This window comes from Burkholderia sp. 9775_39, from assembly GCF_015712225.1.
Classification (GTDB): Bacteria; Pseudomonadota; Gammaproteobacteria; order Burkholderiales; family Burkholderiaceae; genus Burkholderia; species Burkholderia cenocepacia.
On sequence record NZ_JACCQC010000006.1, the window covers coordinates 46231 to 63312 of the forward strand.

At 68.6% G+C, this 17082-nt stretch carries 17 protein-coding genes; 11 read left to right on the forward strand and 6 right to left on the reverse strand.

The window, feature by feature from the left end; translation table 11 throughout:
- Window positions 1-45 precede the first annotated feature (45 nt).
- The gene (locus tag H0X90_RS10060; protein WP_012492736.1) at window positions 46-1809 is read right to left on the reverse strand and encodes an acetolactate synthase 3 catalytic subunit; all 1764 of its coding nucleotides are present in this window, start codon (window positions 1807-1809) and stop codon (window positions 46-48) included.
- Window positions 1810-2163: 354 nt separating this feature from the next.
- Here H0X90_RS10060 and H0X90_RS10065 point away from each other — a divergent pair, with 354 nt between their 5' ends.
- From H0X90_RS10065 to H0X90_RS10115, 11 genes are all read left to right on the forward strand, one after another.
- Entirely contained in the window at window positions 2164-2727 is a 564-nt protein-coding gene (locus tag H0X90_RS10065; protein ID WP_006491033.1) for an RNA polymerase sigma factor, read from the forward strand.
- The gene (locus tag H0X90_RS10070; protein WP_006497015.1) at window positions 2724-3143 is read left to right on the forward strand and encodes a DUF3619 family protein; all 420 of its coding nucleotides are present in this window, start codon (window positions 2724-2726) and stop codon (window positions 3141-3143) included. The genes H0X90_RS10065 and H0X90_RS10070 overlap by 4 nt, the downstream gene beginning before the upstream one ends.
- A 26-nt stretch (window positions 3144-3169) precedes the next feature.
- Window positions 3170-3937, forward strand: coding sequence for a DUF3106 domain-containing protein (locus H0X90_RS10075; RefSeq protein ID WP_020979871.1), 768 nt, complete (start codon window positions 3170-3172; stop codon window positions 3935-3937).
- Window positions 3938-3943: 6 nt separating this feature from the next.
- A complete protein-coding gene (locus H0X90_RS10080) occupies window positions 3944-4450 on the forward strand; it encodes an RDD family protein (protein ID WP_006497018.1) in 507 nt (168 codons plus the stop codon).
- Between the two features lie 225 nt (window positions 4451-4675).
- Window positions 4676-5614, forward strand: a complete 939-nt coding sequence (locus tag H0X90_RS10085) for a UDP-2,3-diacylglucosamine diphosphatase (protein ID WP_006478246.1) — start codon at window positions 4676-4678, stop codon at window positions 5612-5614.
- Between the two features lie 28 nt (window positions 5615-5642).
- On the forward strand, window positions 5643-6677 hold the full coding sequence (locus H0X90_RS10090) for a glycosyltransferase family 1 protein (RefSeq protein ID WP_006497019.1): 1035 nt from the start codon (window positions 5643-5645) through the stop codon (window positions 6675-6677).
- Complete coding sequence (locus H0X90_RS10095; RefSeq protein ID WP_006488206.1) at window positions 6674-7207, forward strand: diacylglycerol kinase; 534 nt, start codon at window positions 6674-6676, stop codon at window positions 7205-7207. The genes H0X90_RS10090 and H0X90_RS10095 overlap by 4 nt, the downstream gene beginning before the upstream one ends.
- A gap of 201 nt (window positions 7208-7408) precedes the next feature.
- The gene (locus H0X90_RS10100) at window positions 7409-8167 is read left to right on the forward strand and encodes a TetR/AcrR family transcriptional regulator (protein WP_006488215.1); all 759 of its coding nucleotides are present in this window, start codon (window positions 7409-7411) and stop codon (window positions 8165-8167) included.
- The gene (locus tag H0X90_RS10105; protein ID WP_077188905.1) at window positions 8164-8745 is read left to right on the forward strand and encodes a TIGR00730 family Rossman fold protein; all 582 of its coding nucleotides are present in this window, start codon (window positions 8164-8166) and stop codon (window positions 8743-8745) included. The genes H0X90_RS10100 and H0X90_RS10105 overlap by 4 nt, the downstream gene beginning before the upstream one ends.
- Window positions 8746-8767: 22 nt before the next feature.
- Window positions 8768-9529: an SDR family oxidoreductase gene (locus tag H0X90_RS10110; RefSeq protein WP_006488202.1), complete on the forward strand. Its 762-nt coding sequence runs from the start codon at window positions 8768-8770 to the stop codon at window positions 9527-9529.
- 228 nt (window positions 9530-9757) lie between these two features.
- Window positions 9758-11665, forward strand: coding sequence for a glycosyltransferase family 39 protein (locus tag H0X90_RS10115; protein WP_077188904.1), 1908 nt, complete (start codon window positions 9758-9760; stop codon window positions 11663-11665).
- Window positions 11666-11836: 171 nt separating this feature from the next.
- Here H0X90_RS10115 and H0X90_RS10120 read toward each other — a convergent pair whose 3' ends face one another.
- The 5 genes from H0X90_RS10120 to H0X90_RS10140 all read right to left on the reverse strand — a co-directional run bounded on the left by H0X90_RS10120 (window position 11837) and on the right by H0X90_RS10140 (window position 16975).
- Window positions 11837-12454, reverse strand: a complete 618-nt coding sequence (locus tag H0X90_RS10120) for a DUF924 family protein (RefSeq protein ID WP_006488213.1) — start codon at window positions 12452-12454, stop codon at window positions 11837-11839.
- Window positions 12451-13182 carry an alanyl-tRNA editing protein gene (locus tag H0X90_RS10125; RefSeq protein WP_006497022.1) on the reverse strand — a complete coding sequence of 244 codons (732 nt, stop codon included), beginning with the start codon at window positions 13180-13182 and terminating at the stop codon, window positions 12451-12453. Before H0X90_RS10125 ends, H0X90_RS10120 begins: the two co-directional genes overlap by 4 nt.
- Window positions 13183-13291: 109 nt before the next feature.
- Window positions 13292-13702, reverse strand: a complete 411-nt coding sequence (locus tag H0X90_RS10130; RefSeq protein ID WP_006488211.1) for a group II truncated hemoglobin — start codon at window positions 13700-13702, stop codon at window positions 13292-13294.
- A 43-nt stretch (window positions 13703-13745) separates the two neighbouring features.
- Window positions 13746-16361, reverse strand: coding sequence for an ABC transporter permease (locus tag H0X90_RS10135; RefSeq protein ID WP_077188903.1), 2616 nt, complete (start codon window positions 16359-16361; stop codon window positions 13746-13748).
- Window positions 16358-16975 carry a DUF4126 domain-containing protein gene (locus tag H0X90_RS10140; protein WP_006483514.1) on the reverse strand — a complete coding sequence of 206 codons (618 nt, stop codon included), beginning with the start codon at window positions 16973-16975 and terminating at the stop codon, window positions 16358-16360. The genes H0X90_RS10135 and H0X90_RS10140 overlap by 4 nt, the downstream gene beginning before the upstream one ends.
- Window positions 16976-17082: the final 107 nt, after the last annotated feature.

Sequence of the window (17082 nt, forward strand, 5' to 3'; positions counted from 1 at the left end):
CCCTTCGTGAAGGCGGCCGCATCGGGCCGGGCGCGCGTCGCGCCGTTACAGATCTTCCGATCCGAGCAGCATCTCGGTGATGCCCTTGCCGGCCTGTACCATCGGCCAGACGTTTTCGGTCGGATCGGTCTGGAAGTCGAGAAACACGGTGCGGTCCTTCAGGCGCAGCGCTTCCTTCAGCGCCGGCTCCACATCCGAAGTCTTTTCGATCCGCATGCCGACATGGCCGTACGCTTCGGCGAGCTTCACGAAATCCGGCAGCGCATCCATGTACGAATGCGAATAGCGCTTGCTGTATTCGATCTGCTGCCACTGGCGGACCATGCCGAGGTAGCGGTTGTTCAGCGAAATGATCTTCACGGGCGTGTCGTACTGCAGGCAGGTCGACAGTTCCTGGATGCACATCTGGATCGAGCCTTCGCCCGTGATGCACAGCACGTCGTCGTCCGGATGGGCCATCTTGACGCCCATCGCCGCCGGCAGGCCGAAGCCCATCGTGCCGAGGCCGCCGGAGTTGATCCAGCGACGCGGCTTGTTGAAACGGTAGAACTGCGCGGCCCACATCTGGTGCTGGCCGACGTCCGAGCACACGAACGCATTGCCGTCCGTCAGCTCCCACGCCTTCTCGACCACGTACTGCGGCTTGATGATCTCGCTTTCGCGGTCGTACTTCAGGCAGTCCTTCGCGCGCCAGCCTTCGATGTCCTTCCACCATTGCGCGAGCGCTTCGGTGTCGGGGCCATGCTCGGCCGTCTGCAGCTGCTCGATCAGCTCCTTCAGCACTTCCTTCACGTCGCCGACGATCGGGATGTCGACCTTCACGCGCTTCGAGATCGACGACGGGTCGATGTCGATGTGAATGATCTTGCGCGGGCGCGACGCGAAGTGCGCCGGGTCGCCGATCACGCGGTCGTCGAAGCGGGCGCCGATCGCGATCAGCACGTCGCAGTGCTGCATCGCCATGTTCGCTTCGTAGGTGCCGTGCATGCCGAGCATGCCGAGGAATTTCTTGTCCGACGCGCGATAGCCGCCGAGGCCCATCAGCGTGTTCGTGACCGGGTAGCCGAGCAGGTCCGCGAACTGGTTCAGTTCACGCGACGCGTCGGCGAGGATGATGCCGCCCCCCGTGTAGATGTACGGACGCTTCGCCGTCAGCAGCAGCGACACGGCCTTGCGGATCTGACCCGAATGGCCCTTCGTGACGGGGTTGTACGAACGCAGCGACACGCTCTTGATCGGCTCGTACTGGCACGGCGTCTTCGAGATGTCCTTCGGGATGTCGATCAGCACCGGGCCCGGACGGCCGGTGCGGGCGATATAGAACGCCTTCTTGACGGTTTCCGCGAGGTCGCGCACGTCCTTCACGAGGAAGTTGTGCTTCACGCACGGACGCGTGATGCCGACGGTGTCGCATTCCTGGAACGCATCCTGACCGATCGCGGCCGTCGGCACTTGGCCGCTGATCACGACCATCGGGATCGAATCCATGTAGGCCGTTGCGATGCCGGTCACCGCATTGGTGACACCGGGGCCCGACGTCACGAGGCAGACGCCGACGTTGCCGGTGGAGCGCGCATACGCATCGGCTGCGTGCACGGCCGCCTGTTCATGGCGCACCAGCACGTGCTGAATCTTGTCCTGCTTGTACAGCTCGTCGTAGATGTAGAGAACCGAGCCGCCGGGGTAGCCCCAGATGAATTCGACGTTTTCGTCGGCCAGTGCCTTCATGAGCACGGTGCCGCCGATGGAGTCGCTATCGGGAGGGGAAAGGGGTTCCGACGTGGAGAATTCCGCGCTGGGCATGTTCATTTTGACCTTTCGAATTTTCGGCAAAAAATTGATCGGGTGCTCTCTGCCGGGCTTGTGGCTCGGGTTCAAGCGGCGCGTCCAGTTTGAAGGGCGGGCTTCTTGGGCCAGCCTCAAATGAGACCATCACTTCATGTTGCGAATCGCTGACGATAGCGGGTCGTGATGGGGCCGTCAAGCAAAATATCCCGCAGCGCATCATGCGCGCCGCCCGGCGCCCCGCCGGCGCGGCTCGCGCGCAACTGCGGCGCCCGACCCGGTGCCAAGCCGCGCGAAAATTTGATAGCATCCGCGGGTTTTACGAAATTTTTCGACCTTTTACACCACGCAGCGGGCCGCAGCGCATACCTTCACGGAATGGCATCAGACAAGGAACTCGCCGACTTTCTGGCGGGCGTCGAAAGGCGCGCGTTCAAGCAGGCTGCGTACGCCGTGCGTGACGACGATGCATCGCTCGACATCGTGCAGGACGCGATGATCAAGCTCGCGGAGAAGTACGGCGACCGGCCGTCGGCCGAGCTGCCGCTGCTGTTTCAGCGGATCCTGCAGAACGCGATCCACGACTGGTTCCGCCGGCAGAAGGTCCGCAATACGTGGGTGACGCTCTTCTCGTCGCTGAACAACACCGACGACGACGACTTCGACCCGCTCGAAACGCTCGAATCCGCGGATGACAACGCGGGCGTCGAAAGCAGCGAACACCGCCTCGAAAGAGAGCAGGTTCTGGCCCTGATCGACGAAGAAATCCAGAAGCTTCCGACGCGTCAACGGGAAGCGTTCCTGATGCGTTATTGGGAAGATATGGATGTCGCCGAGACTGCCGCCGCAATGGGGTGCTCCGAGGGCAGCGTGAAGACGCACTGCTCGCGAGCCACTCACACCCTGGCGCAAGCGCTCAAGGCCAAAGGAATCACGCTATGAGCTCCGCAAACCGAGAACACGAATTCGCGCTGAAGGTGCGCCGCGCGCTGGACGAGCGCGCGGCCGCCCTGCCTGCCGCGACCACCGATCGGCTGGCCGTCGCCCGCCGGGCCGCGCTCGCGCGCAAGAAGCCCGAAGCCGCGACCGCGCCGGTGTTCGTGCCGGCCTTCGCCGGCGCGGCCGGTGCCTACGGCCCGACGCCCGCGAATCGCCGGCCGACGTCGTTCGCGCGCCGCCTGCTGCGCGCGTGGCCGCTCGCATTGCTGCTCGCGGGGCTCGTCGGCATCGCGTACTGGGAAGACATGCAGCGCACCGCCGAACTCGCCGACATCGACGCGGCGATGCTCAGCGACGACCTGCCGCTCAACGCGTATCTCGACCACGGGTTCAACGCGTATCTTTCACGCGCTCACTAACAGACAATAACGAGGGGATCGTACGGGTGAGTCAGAAGCGCGGCCTGGCCGTATTTTTCGGATGCGTGATCGCGATCGCCGTTTCCTACGTCGCCACGTATCCCCGATTCCACCCGGCCCCCGCGACGACGCCCGTCGCGACCGCCAACCCTGCCGCGCCGGCATCGGCCGCGGCCGGACTCACCACCGAACTGCCCCCGCTGCCCCTGCCCTTGCCGCTGCCGGCCGCCGCCGGCCCGCTGGCGTGGGCGCGCCTCACGCCGGCGCAGCACGCGGCCCTCGCGCCGTTCGCCGACCAGTGGGACGGCTTCAGCGATGCTCGCAAGCGAAAATGGCTGAAGATCGCATCGCGTTTCGCGAAGTTGTCGCCGGATGACCAGAAGCGCCTGCAGGAGCGCATGGCCGAGTGGGCGAAGATGACGCCCGAGCAGCGCCGCGTCGCGCGCGAGAACTACCAGAGCGCGAAGGAGCTGTCCGCGCAGGCGCGCGAGCGCGCATGGAAGGCCTACCAGCAACTCCCCGAGGAGCAGAAGGAACGGCTTGCCGCCGCCGAGCGCCGCCGCAAGCCGAGCGTCGTCAGCGCGCCGCCGACCGTCGCGGACCGCGACGTCCGCCGCCTCGTCAACTCGCACGAACACCCGGCGAGCGGCGCGGCCGCCGCTCCGGCGCCCGCGTCGACCGGCGCCGCCGCGCAGCCGGTGCCCGCGTCGTCGACGTCCGGCACCGCATCGGCCCCGGCCGCCGTGGCGCCGGTGTCGCCCGCCGACGCGCCTTCGCTGTTCAAGGGCTCCTGAGCGGCCGTGGCGAACGCCCGCGCTTCCGAGACCCCGGCCGCCGCGCCGTCCGTGCGGCGGCGCCTCGCCGCGCTGCTCTACGAAGGCGTGCTGCTGTTCGGCGTCGTGTTCTTCGCGGGGCTCGCGTTCAGCCTCGCGACGCAGCAACGCAACGGCCTCGTTCATCACAACCTGCTTGCCGCGTGGATCGCGCTCGTCGTCGGCGCGTATTTCGTCTGGTTCTGGACACACGGCGGCCAGACGCTGCCGATGAAAACCTGGCGGCTGCGGCTCGAATCGGCGAACGGCCGGCCGTTGAGCGCCGGCCATGCGCTCGTCCGCTACGTGCTCGGCTGGCTGTGGTTCCTGCCGCCGCTCGCGCTGCATCCGCTCCTGGGCCTGTCGGTACCCGTCACGCTTGCGCTCGCCGCCGCATGGGTCGTCGTGTGGGCCGGCGCCGCCCGGTTGCACGCCGGACGCCAGTTCCCGCACGACCGGATCGCCCGCACGCGCGTCGTCGCGATACCACGCTGACGCGTCGCCGCATTCACCAGACGAAAGCCCTCGCCCGGCGCCCTCATCGAGCCGCGGAGCCTGACCTGACACGCCCCGAGCGTTCAGTGCGACAGGTTACGCAACGCCCGTTCATTCACTGCTAAACACCCTTCGACGGTCGTAATAAGAACGTCTCGTGACTGTCACGGCACAGTCACGCCCGCATGGCGGAATGCCGGTAATGTCAACCGGCGCGAGTCATGCATGGGCCAGAAAACGTCCGCGACCTCACTGTTTCGTCACCCCATCGGCGCCCGCGCCGCCACTGCGTTCCTGTCCGGCTCGGGGGCAACCGACGGCGTGGTGTCGCACAAGCCGCCCGTTGCGCACACCACCCAGCACGAGGACCCGGAGCCGTCCGCCCACCGCTACCGCACCATCTGGCTGTCCGACATCCACCTCGGCTCGAGCGGCTGTCAGGCGCCCTACCTGCTGGATTTCCTGCGTCACAACGATTCGGAATACCTGTACCTCGTCGGCGACATCATCGACGGCTGGCAGCTGAAGAAAGGCTGGTACTGGCCGCAGGCGCACAACGACGTCGTGCAGAAGATCCTGCGCAAGGCGCGCAAGGGCACGCAGGTCGTCTACATCCCCGGCAACCACGACGAAGGCGCGCGGCAGTTCTGCGATCTCGCGTTCGGCGACATCCAGGTGCGCGGCGAGGCATTTCACACGACGCTCGCAGGCAAACGTTTGTGGATCGTGCACGGCGACCTGTTCGACGGCGTGATCCAGCACGCGAAATGGCTCGCGTACCTCGGTGACACGCTCTACACGCTGATCCTCGTGCTGAACCGCTGGTTCAACCGGATCCGCAGCCGGCTCGGCTTCCAGTACTGGTCGCTGTCGCAGTACCTGAAGCACCAGGTCAAGAACGCGGTCAACTTCATCTCGCAGTTCGAGACCGTGATGACCGACGAGGCACGCCGCCGCGGCTGCGACGGCGTCGTGTGCGGCCACATCCACAAGGCCGAGATCCGCGACATCGACGGCGTGCTGTACTGCAACGACGGCGACTGGGTCGAAAGCCTGTCCGCGCTCGTCGAAACGATGGAAGGCGAACTGAAGATCGTCTACTGGACGGTGATGCGCACCGCACCGTCGGAGACCACGTCGCGCAAGGCCAAGGCCGCTGCCTGACACAACCCTACTTACAGGACATGCCGCGATGAAGATCATGATCGTCACCGACGCGTGGGAACCGCAGGTCAACGGCGTCGTGCGCACGCTGAAGAGCACTGCGCGCGAACTCACGGCGCTCGGCCACCGCGTCGAGTTGCTGACGCCGCTGGAATTCCGCACGGTGCCCTGCCCGACCTACCCCGAGATCCGCCTGTCGATCCTGCCGTACCGCAAGCTGCGCGCACGGATCGATGCGTTCGCACCCGACGCGCTGCACATCGCGACCGAAGGCCCGCTCGGCCTCGCCGCACGGCGCTATGCGCGCGCCCGCAAGCTGCCGTACACGACCGCGTATCACACGCGCTTTCCGGAATACGTGCAGGCGCGCTTCGGCATCCCGCTCGCGGCGACCTACCGCTTCCTGCACTGGTTCCACGGCCCGTCGCTCGCGGTGATGGCGCCGACCCCGGTCGTCAAGCAGGACCTCGAGAAATTCGGCTTCACGAACGTCGTGCTGTGGACCCGCGGCGTCGACCTCGACATCTTCCGGCCGATGGAGTCGAAGGTGCTCAACACCGCGCGGCCGATCTTCCTGTACGTGGGCCGCGTCGCGATCGAGAAGAACGTCGAGGCGTTCCTGCGCCTCGACCTGCCCGGCTCGAAGTGGGTCGCGGGCGAAGGCCCCGCGCTCGCGGAACTGAAGTCGCGCTACCCGGAGGCGAACTATCTCGGCGTGCTGTCACAGGCGGAGCTCGCGAAGGTGTATGCTGCGGCCGACGTGTTCGTATTCCCGAGTCGCACCGACACGTTCGGCCTCGTGCTGCTCGAAGCCCTCGCCTGCGGCACGCCGGTGGCCGCGTATCCCGTCACGGGTCCGATCGACGTGCTCGGCGAAGGCAATGCCGGCGCGATGCACGAGGATCTGCAGGAAGCCTGCCTCGAGGCGCTGAAGATCGAACGCACGACTGCGCGCGCGTGGGCCGAACGCTTCTCGTGGCGCGCGGCATCCGAGCAGTTCGCGTCGCATCTGAAGCCGCTGCCGAAGACCGCGTACTCGCCAGCCGAAGGTGCCGCCGTTTGAAACGAGACCTGAACGACAAGATCCCGCCCCCCGCCGCGACGCCGCGGCACCGCCCGTTCGACGAGGAAGAGCCGCACGCCGACGCGGACGTGCACGCGCACGAACCGCTCGGCCCCGACGACCGGCTCGCGCCGCTGCCGCCGAACCCGTACAAGCGCCACCGCGGCATCACGCGCGCGTGGTTCGCCCTCAAGCATTCGCTGAACGGGTTTCGCGTCGCGATCCGCGAGGAAAGCGCGTTTCGCCAGGAGCTCACGCTCGCCGCGCTGATGCTGCCGATCGGCGCATTCGCGCCGGTGCCGGCCGCGTCGCGCGCGCTGCTGATCGGCTCGGTGCTGCTGGTGCTGATCGTCGAGCTGCTGAACTCGAGCGTCGAAGCCGCGATCGACCGCATCTCGCTCGAACGTCACGAACTGTCGAAACGCGCGAAGGACCTCGGCAGCGCGGCCGTGACGGTCGCGCTGTTCGCGTGCGTGACGACCTGGGGCTTCGTGCTCGGGCCGGTCGTCGCACGCTGGCTCGGCTTCTAGGCAACCGCCCGGCGCCATTCCCGCTGCCCGCGTGCGGCGCTGCACCATGCGCCGCGCGGGGCCGCGATCACGAAATGCCCCGATGTGGCGAAACCCCGGTTTATAATCGTCCGCTAGACATAGAACAGCAACCCGCGCCGGACGAATCACGCAGCATCGATTGCAGCGCCCGCCAGTCCGGCACACACAGGGCCGGACGACATGGAAGCGAAACCTCCCCGCCGCACCCGCGAACGGATTCTCGAGTTGTCGTTGAAACTCTTCAACGAGATCGGCGAGCCGAACGTCACCACCACGACGATCGCCGAGGAAATGGAAATCAGTCCAGGCAACCTGTACTACCATTTCCGCAACAAGGACGACATCATCAACAGCATCTTCGCGCAGTTCGAGCAGCAGATCGAACGGCGGCTGCGCTTCCCCGAAGATCACCGTCCGACGATCGACGAAACCTGGTCGTACCTGCAGTACATGGCCGATTTCATGTGGACCTACCGGTTCCTGTATCGCGACCTCAACGACCTGCTCGCACGCAACCGCACGCTCGAGACACACTTCAAGCAGATCATCAGCCACAAGGTGCGCTTCGCACACGACATGTGCGAGCTGCTCGTCTCCGATGCCGAAATGGTCGCGACGCCCGCCGAGATCGAAGTCATCGCCACCAACATGGCCGTGATCTCGACGTACTGGCTGTCGTATCAGTACGTGATGCATCCGCGCAAATACAACGACCAGGACGCGATCCGCGAAGAGCTGCACCAGGTGAGCATGCACGTGATCTCGATCATGGCCCCGTACCTGCGCGGCCGTTCGCGCCAGCTGTTCGACGACCTCGTCTCCGGCAAGCTGCCCAAGCGCCAGTTCACCGACTACCTGCCGCCGCGCGACGGTTCGCCGCGCCCGGCCGGCAGCCCCGTCTCCGGTGGGCAGGCCCCCGCCAAGGACGCGAAGCAATGAAGGCAGTCTGCGTTTACTGCGGTTCGTCGTCCGGCGTGCGGCCGGTCTATGCCGATGCCGCGCGCGCGTTCGGCCGCGCGCTCGTCGGCGCGGGCCTCACGCTCGTGTACGGCGGCGGCCGCGTCGGCCTGATGGGCGTGATCGCCGACGAAGTGATGGCGGCCGGCGGCCGTGCGGTCGGCGTGATCCCCGAGCTGCTCGTCGACAAGGAAGTCGGCCATACGGGGCTGTCGGAACTGCACGTCGTGCCCGACATGCACCATCGCAAGAAAATGATGGCCGACCTCTCCGACGCGTTCGTCGCGATGCCCGGCGGCGCCGGCACGCTCGAGGAGCTCTTCGAGGTCTACACGTGGGCGCAGCTCGGCTATCACCGCAAGCCCGTCGCGCTCTACAACATCGATTCGTTCTACGATCCGCTGATCGCGCTGCTGCGCCATACGGTCGACGAAGGCTTCATGCGGCCGGCCTATTTCGACGCGCTGTGCGTCGAATCCGAACCCGTCGCGCTGATCGAGCGGCTGCGCCGCTACCAGCCGCCCGCCCGCGACAAGTGGGCGCCCGACGCAGCGAAGTGACCCTCACCGGAACCCGCACGCGATGACCGCATCGTCCGACCGCAAGGCCGTCCTCATCACCGGCGCGAGCCGCGGCATCGGCCGCGCGACCGCCGTGCTCGCGGCCGAACGCGGCTGGGACGTCGGCATCAACTACGCGCGCGACGCGGCGGCGGCCGAACTGACCGCGCAGGCCGTGCGCGACGCGGGCGGCCGCGCGTGCATCGTCGCGGGCGATGTCGCGAACGAGGCGGACGTCGTCGCGATGTTCGATACCGTTGCGGCCGCGTTCGGACGCCTCGACGCGCTCGTCAACAACGCGGGCATCGTCGCGCCGTCGATGCCGCTCGCCGACATGCCGGTCGACCGGTTGCGGCGGATGTTCGATACCAACGTGCTCGGCGCCTACCTGTGCGCGCGCGAAGCCGCGCGCCGGCTGTCGACCGACCGCGGCGGCCGCGGCGGCGCGATCGTCAACGTGTCGTCGATCGCATCGCGGCTCGGCTCGCCGAACGAGTACGTCGACTACGCGGGCTCGAAAGGCGCGGTCGATTCGCTGACGATCGGCCTCGCCAAGGAACTCGGCCCGCACGGCGTGCGCGTCAACGCGGTACGCCCCGGCCTGATCGAGACCGACATTCATGCAAGCGGCGGCCAGCCGGGCCGTGCGGCCCGCCTCGGCGCGCAAACGCCGCTCGGCCGCGCGGGCGAAGCGCAGGAAGTCGCCGAGGCGATCGTCTGGCTGCTCGGCGATACGGCCTCCTACACGACGGGCGCCCTGCTCGACGTCGGCGGCGGCCGCTGAGCTGACGCGCCGCGCAACAATACGGCGGTCGACAACGCCGCGTGGTCACGCCGCCACAAATCTCCACAATTCCGTGACAGTTTCAGTAAACATCCGTAACAATTCCGTGCTCTACTAGCGGTCATTCAGACAGGTGTCTTAAACATCCTGTCCGTTAGCCGGATGTAATCCCCTTATCGGTCCAGCCCATGTCGCCGGACCGGCTCGACTCGACCCGAGATCTTTTCCATGCCTGGAACCGCAGCGCCCAGCCGGCGACGCACGTCCGTGCCCGCCTCGGCCGCGCACACCCGCTCGACCGCCGATACCGACGTCATCGCGACGCTCGACGTTGCCGGCACGCCCGTTGCCGGCACGCCCGTTGCCGCATCGACCGCGGCCGCCAGCCCCGCGCGCGACCGCGCGCTGCTGCTCGGCTGGCGCGCCTGGTTGTTCGTTGCCGCCCTGGTGTGCGCGTACACGCTGCCCGGCGTGCTCGGCCACGATCCGTGGAAACAGGACGAAACCTACACGTTCGGCATCATCCAGCACATGCTCGAGACCGGCGACTTCGTCGTGCCGACCAATGCCGGCCTACCCTTCATGGAAAAGCCGCCGCTTTACGCGTGGGTCGCGACCAGCCTCGCGTGGCTGCTGCAGCGCGTGATGCCGCTGCACGACGCGGCGCGCCTGGCGAGCGCCCTGTTCGCCGCGCTCGCATTCGGCTTCATCGCACGTGCGGCCCGCGTGGCCAGCCGGACGGAGAACTGGTTCGACCTGGGCGTGCTCGGCCCGGTCGTGCTGAGCGCGGGCACGCTCGTCGTCATCAAGCACGTGCACGACATGATGACGGACGTCGCATTGTTTGCCGGTACGGCAATGGGGTTCTGCGGACTGCTCGAACTCGTGATGCAGCACGTCGCGCGCGCGCAGCAGATGCGGCACGGGCTGCCGGTGCACCCGGCGAGCCGCTGGGCCGCGCCGCTCTTCGGCGCGGGCGTCGGCATCGCGCTGATGGCGAAGGGGCTGTTCGTGCCGCTCGTGTTCGCGGCCACGCTCGTCTGCACACTGGTGCTCTACCCGGCCTGCCGCACCCGCTCGTTCGCACGCGCGCTCGGCATTGCCGCGCTCGTGTTCGCGCCGTTCGCGCTGATCTGGCCGACCGCGCTGTTCCTGCGCTCGGAGACGCTGTTCATGAAGTGGTTCTGGGACAACAACGTCGGCCGCTTCTTCGGTTTCTCCGTCCCCGAGCTCGGGGCAGAAAACGACAAGCCGCTCTTCATTCTCCGCGCGTTCCTCACCGTCGGTTTCCCGATCGCACCGCTCGCGATCGTCGCGCTCGCACGCGGCGCATGGCGTGACTGGCGCGTGCCGTCTGTCGCGCTGCCCGTGCTGTTCGCCGGTATCGGGCTCGTGGTGCTGCAAATATCCGCGACGTCGCGCCAGCTCTACATCCTGCCGTTCTTCGCGCCGCTCGCACTGGTCGCCGCGCAGGCGATCGAGCGCCTGCCGCGCCGGCTGCATCTTGCGTGGGATTACCTGAGCCGCCTCCTGTTCGGCACGGTCGTCGTGCTCGCGTGGGCGATCTGGGCGGTGATGGCCGATCCGGCCGCGTCGCGCGCCGATCTCGCGCTGCTCGGCCGTTGGCTGCCGCTCGACTGGACGATGCCGATCCAGCCCGCGCTCGTGACCGGCGCGCTCGCACTGACGGTCGGCTGGCTGACGCTGCTGCCGAAGTTGCGCACGACGGGCCGGTGGCGCGGCGCGCTGTCGTGGGGCGTCGGCGCGCTCGTCGCGTGGGGGCTCGTCTACACGCTGCTGCTGCCGTGGCTCGATGCCGCGAAGAGCTACCGCTCGGTGTTCGACGACCTGAACGCGCATCTGGCGCTCGAATGGAACGACGGCGACTGCATGGCGAGCCTGCCCGGCTTCGGCGAATCGGAGGCGCCGATGATGTACTACTTCTCCGGCATCCAGCACACGCCGATCGACGACGCGAAGACGACGCGCTGCACGTGGATGATCGTGCAGGGCGTGCGGGCCGTCGAGCCGGCGCCCGGCAGCGAGTGGAAGCTGTTCTGGACGGGCGCCCGCCCGGGCGACAACGACGAGTTGCTGCGCGTTTACGTGCGCACGCCCGAACAGCACCTGCAGTGACACCGGGCGGCGCGATGCGCCGTCCTGCCCGCCTTCGTTTTCTTCTTCGGCAATGGCCGCGCTCATCCGCCCGGCCGGTGCGCAGCCCTTGCGCGATACCGGCGCCGGTCCGAGCCCGCCAGCGCCCCAACGGTCGCCGCCCCTTCCGTCATCACGTCGACATCCGGATCGTCAGAACGACGAGCCGGGCTCTCGCAGAAACGCCGTTTCCTCGTCGGTCGACGCGCGGCCGAGAATCGCGTTCCGGTGCGGAAAGCGCCCGAAGCGCTCGACGACCGCCGCATGCAGCAATGCGAAGCGGTGATAGCTCTCGCACCCGGCCTCGTCGCGGATGCCCGCGCACAGACGCACGGCCTCGCGCTGGCTCTCGACCGACTCGTCGTGCTCGAACGGCAGATACGCGAACGCACGGTGATGGCCGCTCGGCAACCGCGCGTCCCAGCCGGCCGCGACGACGCGGCGCGCGAGCGCGAGCGCCTTCGAATCGGCGGCAAACGCTCGCGGCGTGCCGCGATGGATGTTGCGCGAGAACTGGTCGAGCACGACGATCAACGCGAGCGCGCCCGACGGCGAATCGGCCCAGTGATCGCAAGCGCCGTCGCATGCAGCGTCGAGCAGCGCGCCATAGCGCGTACGCAGCACGTCGTCGAATGCCGCGCCGCCATTGAACCAGACCGTGCGGTTCTGCCCGAATTCGGCCGAGCCCGGCGCGCCGAACCAGAAATCGAGAATCTCCCGTGCCTGCGGATCGAGCGCCGCCGCGCCTGCTTTCCCGGTATCGATCGTCATGCAAACTCCAGTACGAGGCGCCGTGTACGCGCACTCTTCTTTTCCAGTTTCGCGACCCGCAACCCACCGATTTCGGACGTGTTGCGCACATGCGTGCCGCCGCACGGCTGCAGGTCGACGTTTTCGATGCGCAGCAGCCGCACGCGGCCGAGGCCCATCGGCGGCTTCACGCTCATCGTGCGCACGAGTTCGGGCCGCTCGGCCATCTCGTCGTCGGTAATCCATTCGGTCGTGACCGGATGCGCGCCGACGACGAAGCCCGCGAGGCGCCGCTCGACGTCGTCGCGGTCGATCGCGTCGGACGTCGCGAAATCGAGCCGCACGTAGTCGGCCGTCACGCTGCAGCCGTCGACCGCATACGGCAGCACCGCGCACATCAGGTGCGCGGCCGTATGCAGGCGCATGTGCCGGTAGCGGCGCAGCCAGTCGATCTCCGCGACCACGCGCGTGCCGGGGGCCAGCGTCGCGACGCTCGCCTCCTGGTCCGGCGCGGGCACGTGCACGGCGTCGTCGGGCGTCGCACCGTCGAACTTCGCCTTGCGCGTGTCGGCGATCGCGATCGTGCTGCCGTCGGGCAGCGTCAGCGTGCCGGTGTCGCCGGCCTGGCCGCCGCCGAGCGGATAGAACACCGTGCGGTCGAGCCGGATGCCGTCGTCGCCGACGGCCTGGACGATCGCCTCGCATTGCGTGAGGTACGCGTCTTCGCGAAACAGCGCTTGTGTCGTCATCGGGCGAGCCTCGTATCGATGGGGGAACGGAAACGGCCAGTGTCGCGCCGGGCGGCACGGGCGCCCAGACGCAGATCGTCCCGCGCGCGGGCAGCGGCGTACCGGTCGATCAACCGGGCCGGTTGCGCATCCAGTCGGCCGTGTCGTAGAACGAATGCATGAGCCGCTCGCGCAGCGGCTCCGGCAACCCGACATCCTCCATCGCCCACGCCATGCAGCGCAGCCACTGGTCGCGCTCGACCGACGCGATCGGGAACGGCAGGTGCCGCGCGCGCAGCCGCGGATGGCCGAACCGGCTGATGTAGTGGTCGGGGCCGCCGAGCCAGCCGCACAGGAACCAGAACAGCTTGTCGCGCGAACCGTCGAGCGACGGCGGATGCAGCGCGCGAATCTGCGCGAACTCCGGCTCGAGGTCCATCAGGTCGTAGAAGCGGTCCACCATTTCGCGCACGCGGGCTTCGCCGCCCACGAGCTCGAACGCCGTCGGCTGCGACGGCGCATCGTCATTCACATCGGTCATACGGATAGTCGGGAAACGGGATCTTCGGGGCCGCGGGCGACGCTCAGGCGTCGCGCAGCGACTGCAGCGCGGGGCGCCGCAACACATTATGCAGGCTCAGCCAGCCGGCCGCACCGGCGCAGACGACACCGGCCGCGATGCCGGCCGGCACGAGCCACGGATCGACGGCGAGCTGGAAGTCGAACACGCGCGCGGCGAGCACCCAGCCGACCGCGATCGCGCCCGCCGATGCCAGCACGCCGGCCAGCGCGCCGACCACGACGAATTCCGCGCGCTGCACCGCGTTCACCTGCGCGCGCGACGCGCCGAGCGCGCGCAGCAGCGCGGCCTCGCGCACGCGCTCGTCGCGCGAGCCGGCGAGCGCCGTGTACAGCACGAGCACCCCGGCCGCGAGCGTGAACGCGAACAGGAACTGCACCGCCCCGACCACCTGCAGCATCATCCGCTGCAATTGCGCGAGGATCGGCGCGACATCGATCGCGGTCAGGTTCGGGTAGCGCGCGATCAGCGGATCGAGCAGCGCGGCGTCCGAGGCCGGCAGATGGAAGCTGGTCAGGTAGACGGCCGGGAAATCCTTCAGCACGGGCGGCGGCATCAGCACGAAGAAGTTGACGCGGAACGAGCCCCAGTCGAGCTTGCGCACGCTGGTGACGGGCGCGTCGACCGTCAGTCCCGTCACGTCGAAGCGCAGCGTGTCGCCCGGTTTCACGTTCAGCGTCTTCGCGAGGCCGGCTTCGATCGAGATCTGCGGCGTGGCCGCGGTGCCGAACCAGTCGCCTTCGACGATCCGGTTGTCGGACGGCAGCTCGGTCGTATACGACAGGTTGAACTCGCGATCGACGAGCCGGCGCGCCTCTTCGGACGGGTACGCGTCCGGATTCACCGGCTTGCCGTTGATCGCGACGAGGCGGCCGCGCACCATCGGCGCGGGCTCGGCGTCGCGCACGCCGTGCGCGGCCAGATAGGCCGCGACATCGGCGCGCTGGTCGGGCTGGATGTCGATCAGGAACTGGTTCGGCGCATCGGGCGGTGTCGACTGCCGCCAGCCCGCCACGAGGTCGTTGCGCGTGATCGCGATCAGCAGCAGGCACATCAGGCCGAGCGCGAGCGCGGTGATCTGCAGCGCGCTGGCCGTGCCGCGTCGGTGCAGCGACGCCAGCGCGTAACGCCAGCCGACGCTCGCGGCCACGCGCGCATTGCGCACCGCGCGCGCGGCGGCAAACAGCACGAGCCGGGCGATCAGCGCGAACCCGACCAGCGCGCCGGCAAAGCCGCCCGCGACGATCAGGCCGAGCTTCAGGTTGCCGGCGGCCACGATCAGCAGCCCCGCGAACAGCACGACGCCGATCGCGTACGCGGCCCACGCGGTGCGCGACGCGTCGCCCCACTCGCGCCGCAGCACGCGCACCGGCGGCACGCGCGTGAGCGGCACGAGCGGCGGCAGCGCGAAACCGAGCAGCAGCACGAGCGCGGCGCCCATGCCGATCAGCGCCGGCCACAACGTCGGCGGCGGCAGCACGACGTCGATCAGGCTGCCGAGCGCGGCCAGCAACGCCCAGTGGCCGGTATAGCCGAGCACCGCGCCCGCGGCGCCCGACACGATGCCGACGCCGGCGAATTCCAGCGCGAACAGCGCGCCGAGCGTGCGGCGGCTCACGCCAAGACAGCGCATCGTCGCGCAGCCGTCGAGATGACGCCGCATGTAGCGCTGCGCGGCCATCGCGATCGCGACCGCCGCGAGCAGCGCGGTCAGCAGCGCGACGAGCGTCAGGAAATGGCGCGCGCGATCCAGCGTCTGCCGCACCTGCGGCTGCCCTTCCTGCAACGACTCGAGCCCGACGCCGCGCAGCTTCCCGCCGTCGACGCGCGTGTGCGCATACGTTTCGAAGCGCGCGATGGCCGGGGCATCGCCGGCGACCAGCAGCCGGTACGTGACGCGGCTGCCGTAGCCGGTGAGCCCCGTCGCGGCGAGCTCGTCCGCGCGCATCATCAGCCGTGGCGAAAAATTGACGAACGAAAAGCCGCGATCGAGTTCGCGGCTGATCGCGGCGGCGACCGTAAATGTACGCAGCCCGACCCGCACCGTATCGCCGGCCTTCAGGTGCAGCGCGTCGAGCAGCACCGGGTCGGCCCATACGGTGCCGGGCGCGGGAATCGCGGCCGCCTTCTGCGCAGTGGCGGCACCGGCCGGCAGAATCTCGACCGCGCCGCGCAGCGGATACCCGGGCGACACGGCCTTCACGGCCGCGAGGCGCGACGGCGCCGCGTCGGCCGCCTGCCCGCCCGCGGCGGCCGCGATCATGCTCGGAAAAATGGCGGTCGTCGCGGTACGCAGGCCGAGCGCGCGGGCCTGCCGGTCGAACGACGGATCGACCGGATGATCGGCGCGCACGACGAAATCGGCGCCGAGCATCTGGCGCGCGTCGCGCTCGAGCCCCTGACGCAGGCGATCGGCGAGAAAGCCGACGCTCGTCAGCGCCGCGACCGCGAGCACCAGCGCGAGGACGAGCAGCGTCAGTTCGCCCGCGCGCCAGTCGCGCGCGGTCATCCGGGCAGCCTGGTGGATCAGGTCGCGCAGACCGAAGCGGCCCGCATGCGCGCGCCCGTCATGGCCGGATGGCCCGGCCGGCGGCTGCGCCGCGTGTTGCGGCCCCTTCAATCGCGTTTCCCTCCGATCGAGTTGAGCCGCGACACCATGTGGTTCGCCATCCCGCGAAAACCGCCCGACACGCCGCGCCACAGACGCGGCAGCGCCCACGCCGACGCCGCGATGAACGCGGCGAGCAGCACGAGGAACGCGAGCGGAACGAAGAACGCGAGGACGAGCCCGCCGACCACGAGACCGTCCTCGGTCGACGACGCGACCCAGTTCGAAATCGGTTCGGGAGACAGGTTGATCAGCGCGCGCGTGCCGGCCTTCGCCACGTGCGCGGCGCCGGCGAGCGAGCCGCCGGCGAGACCCGCGACCGCCAGCATGGTCGGGTCGGCATGGCCGAGCGCGCCGGCCGCGAGCACGGCCCCGGCCGGGATGCGGATGAAGGTATGCACGGCATCCCACAGCGAGTCGAACGCGGGGATCTTGTCGGCAAGGAACTCGGTCACGGTGAGCACGGCCGCGGCGCCGATCACCCACGGCGACATCAGCACAGCCAGCGTGTCGGGTAGATGGAGCCAGCCGAACCGCGCCAGCACGCCGGCGATCAGGACCGTCAGGTACAGGCGCAGGCCGCTCGCCCACGCGAGCCCCGCGCCGAGCGAAATGGCTTCGATCATGGCCCTCTCCTTACACTTTCCGTGCGTTTTGCCGATTGATCGGATCGGGTCGGACAGATTGGCCGCGCGGCGCGTGGCGACCGGCACCGCGTGCCGCGAGAAGCACG

What these genes read in the sequence shown, in the direction of transcription:
- H0X90_RS10110 (WP_006488202.1), top strand. Translation starts at nt 8,768, where the DNA reads ATGACCGCATCGTCCGACCGCAAGGCCGTCCTCATCACCGGCGCGAGC.
- H0X90_RS10115 (WP_077188904.1), top strand. Translation starts at nt 9,758, where the DNA reads ATGCCTGGAACCGCAGCGCCCAGCCGGCGACGCACGTCCGTGCCCGCC.
- H0X90_RS10100 (WP_006488215.1), top strand. Translation starts at nt 7,409, where the DNA reads ATGGAAGCGAAACCTCCCCGCCGCACCCGCGAACGGATTCTCGAGTTG.
- H0X90_RS10140 (WP_006483514.1), bottom strand. Translation starts at nt 16,975, where the DNA reads ATGATCGAAGCCATTTCGCTCGGCGCGGGGCTCGCGTGGGCGAGCGGC.
- H0X90_RS10125 (WP_006497022.1), bottom strand. Translation starts at nt 13,182, where the DNA reads ATGACGACACAAGCGCTGTTTCGCGAAGACGCGTACCTCACGCAATGC.
- H0X90_RS10085 (WP_006478246.1), top strand. Translation starts at nt 4,676, where the DNA reads ATGGGCCAGAAAACGTCCGCGACCTCACTGTTTCGTCACCCCATCGGC.
- H0X90_RS10065 (WP_006491033.1), top strand. Translation starts at nt 2,164, where the DNA reads ATGGCATCAGACAAGGAACTCGCCGACTTTCTGGCGGGCGTCGAAAGG.
- H0X90_RS10120 (WP_006488213.1), bottom strand. Translation starts at nt 12,454, where the DNA reads ATGACGATCGATACCGGGAAAGCAGGCGCGGCGGCGCTCGATCCGCAG.
- H0X90_RS10090 (WP_006497019.1), top strand. Translation starts at nt 5,643, where the DNA reads ATGAAGATCATGATCGTCACCGACGCGTGGGAACCGCAGGTCAACGGC.
- H0X90_RS10070 (WP_006497015.1), top strand. Translation starts at nt 2,724, where the DNA reads ATGAGCTCCGCAAACCGAGAACACGAATTCGCGCTGAAGGTGCGCCGC.
- H0X90_RS10105 (WP_077188905.1), top strand. Translation starts at nt 8,164, where the DNA reads ATGAAGGCAGTCTGCGTTTACTGCGGTTCGTCGTCCGGCGTGCGGCCG.
- H0X90_RS10130 (WP_006488211.1), bottom strand. Translation starts at nt 13,702, where the DNA reads ATGACCGATGTGAATGACGATGCGCCGTCGCAGCCGACGGCGTTCGAG.
- H0X90_RS10060 (WP_012492736.1), bottom strand. Translation starts at nt 1,809, where the DNA reads ATGAACATGCCCAGCGCGGAATTCTCCACGTCGGAACCCCTTTCCCCT.